This is a genomic window from Sphaerospermopsis sp. LEGE 08334 (assembly GCF_015207205.1).
Taxonomy (GTDB): Bacteria; Cyanobacteriota; Cyanobacteriia; order Cyanobacteriales; family Nostocaceae; genus Sphaerospermopsis.
Genome location: NZ_JADEXH010000100.1, coordinates 1 through 3,019 on the forward strand (window position 1 = coordinate 1; position 3,019 = coordinate 3,019).

At 51.7% G+C, this 3,019-nt stretch carries 2 rRNA genes; both read right to left on the reverse strand.

Annotation, left to right across the window (positions count from 1 at the left end):
• Positions 1-8: 8 nt before the first annotated feature.
• Positions 9-126: ribosomal RNA gene (gene rrf, locus IQ237_RS25865) — 5S ribosomal RNA — on the reverse strand.
• Positions 127-190: 64 nt separating this feature from the next.
• Positions 191-3,017, reverse strand: a 23S ribosomal RNA gene (locus IQ237_RS25870).
• Positions 3,018-3,019: the final 2 nt, after the last annotated feature.

Below are 3,019 nucleotides of genomic sequence, written 5' to 3' on the forward strand. Positions count from 1 at the left end.
AATATTAGCCCTGGCATCGAGCTATTGTGACAGAGGGCAACCCCTCAACTATCGTCGCCGCAGCAGCGTTTCACCTCTGAGTTCGGGAAGGGATCAGTGTGGTTCCACCGCGCCATAGACACCAGGAAAGATGTTTGGGTGTACAAAACCCTGAAGACTGCAAGTAACGCGAATTATGCCAATGATGTTGGAGGTCAAGCCCTCGGTCTATTAGTACCCCTCTGCTACATACATTACTGTACTTCCACATAGAGCCTATAAACGGGTGTTCTGCCCGTGACCTTACCTACTTGATGTAGTGAGAACACTCATCTTGAGGTGGGCTTCCCACTTAGATGCTTTCAGCGGTTATCCGCTCCGAACGTGGCTACCCAGCGTCTACTGTTGGTACAATAACTGGTACACCAGCGGTTCGTTCCTCCCGGTCCTCTCGTACTAAGGAGGACTCCTCTCAATGTTCTTACGCCTGCACCGGATATGGACCGAACTGTCTCACGACGTTCTGAACCCAGCTCACGTACCGCTTTAATGGGCGAACAGCCCAACCCTTGGGACGTACTTCCGCCCCAGGTTGCGATGAGCCGACATCGAGGTGCCAAACCTCCCCGTCGATGTGGACTCTTGGGGGAGATCAGCCTGTTATCCCTAGAGTAACTTTTATCCGTTGAGCGACGGCCATTCCATGCTGCGCCGTCGGATCACTAAGGCCTACTTTCGTACCTGCTCGACTTGTCGGTCTTGCAGTCAAGCTCTCTTAATGCCTTTACACTCGCCGCACGGTTTCCAAGCGTGCTGAGAGAACCTTTGCGCGCCTCCGTTACCTTTTAGGAGGCGACCGCCCCAGTCAAACTGCCCACCTGAAACTGTCCTCTCTCCGGCTCACGGAGATGAGTTAGAATTCTAGCTTCGCCAGAGTGGTATCTCACCGTTAGCTCCCTTCTCCCCACAAGGAGAAGTTCATCGCTTCCCACCTATCCTGCGCAAGCGAAGCCCGAACACAATTCCAGGCTACAGTAAAGCTTCATAGGGTCTTTCTGTCCAGGTGCAGGCAGTCCGTATCTTCACAGACATTCCTATTTCGCCGAGTCTCTCTCTGAGACACCATCCAGATCGTTACGCCTTTCGTGCGGGTCGGAACTTACCCGACAAGGAATTTCGCTACCTTAGGACCGTTATAGTTACGGCCGCCGTTCACCGGGGCTTCGGTCGTCAGCTTCATGTTACCACTGACCAACTTCCTTAACCTTCCGGCACTGGGCAGGCGTCAGCCCCCATACGTCCTCTTTCGAGTTAGCGGAGACCTGTGTTTTTGGTAAACAGTCGCCTGGATCTCTTCACTGCGACCCACCATGAGTGGGCACCCCTTCTTCCGAAGTTACGGGGCCATTTTGCCGAGTTCCTTAGAGAGAGTTATCTCGCGCCCCTTGGTATTCTCAACCTCCCTACCTGTGTCGGTTTCGGGTACGGGTAACATATGTTCATCACATTACTAGCTTTTCTTGGCACTATCCTTCACCACGCAACGGTCGTAACCGTCTCCCAAACCAATCAGGGTGTGGCTATCTTTCATGCGTCCCTAGCAATGCTCCCATATCTTAGTCAGGGATTGTTGACCCTGTGTCCATCGACTACGCCTTTCGACCTCGCCTTAGGTCCCGACTAACCCAGAGTGGACGAACCTGGCTCTGGAACCCTTAGGGTTTCGGGGCATTGGATTCTCACCAATGTTTGCGCTACTCAAGCCGACATTCTCACTTCCGTTTCGTCCACAGCTGCTCGCCGCTACTGCTTCTACCTACGACGGAACGCTCCCCTACCGATTAATGTTTAGTTAATCCCACAGCTTCGGTACATCACTTAGCCCCGTTCATTTTCGGCGCAGGATCGCTTGACTAGTGAGCTATTACGCACTCTTTCAAGGGTGGCTGCTTCTAGGCAAACCTCCTAGTTGTCTGTGCAATCCCACCTCCTTTATCACTTAGTGATGATTTGGGGACCTTAGCTGGTGGTCTGGGCTGTTTCCCTCTTGACGATGAAGCTTATCCCCCACCGTCTCACTGGCAATGTGTTCATCGGGTATTCTGAGTTTGTCTCGATTTGGTACCGGTCTCCCAGCCCGCACCGAAACAGTGCTTTACCCCCCGACTTTAATCATTACCGCTGCGCCTCAACACATTTCGGGGAGAACCAGCTAGCTCCTGGTTCGATTGGCATTTCACCCCTAACCACACCTCATCCGCCGATTTTTCAACATCGGTCGGTTCGGACCTCCACTTGGTGTTACCCAAGCTTCATCCTGGACATGGTTAGATCACCAGGGTTCGGGTCTATAAATACTGATTATCGCCCTCTTCAGACTCGGTTTCCCTTTGGCTCCAGCATTCTCGCTTTAACCTACCAGTACCTATAAGTCGCCGGCTCATTCTTCAACAGGCACGCGGTCATCCGTTTAATCGGACTCCCACTGCTTGTAAGCTAATGGTTTCATGTTCTGTTTCACTCCCCTTCCGGGGTTCTTTTCACCTTTCCCTCGCGGTACTTGTTCGCTATCGGTCACACAGTAGTATTTAGCCTTACGAGATGGTCCTCGCTGATTCACACGGAATTTCACGTGCTCCGTGCTACTCGGGATTCAGCTACTATCCTTTAACTTTCGACTACAGGACTTTCACCTCCTCTGGTGCAGTATTTAGCTGCTTCGTCTAGTCTCTAGATTCGATATTGCTGTCCCACTACCCCAAAAGGTAAACCTCTTGGTTTAGGCTTTTCCCCTTTCGCTCACCACTACTAGGGGAATCTCTAGTTGATTTCTTTTCCTCTGGCTACTAAGATGTTTCAATTCGCCAGGTTGGCTCTTTCCTGTCTATATATTCAACAGGTAGTACATAGGGTTGCCCCATTCGGATATTTCCGGCTCACCGTTTGCTTCCAACTCCCCGGAACTTTTCGTAGGTAACCACGTCCTTCTTCGCCTCTGTGTGCCTAGGTATCCACCATTAGCCCTTATTAGCTTGACCAC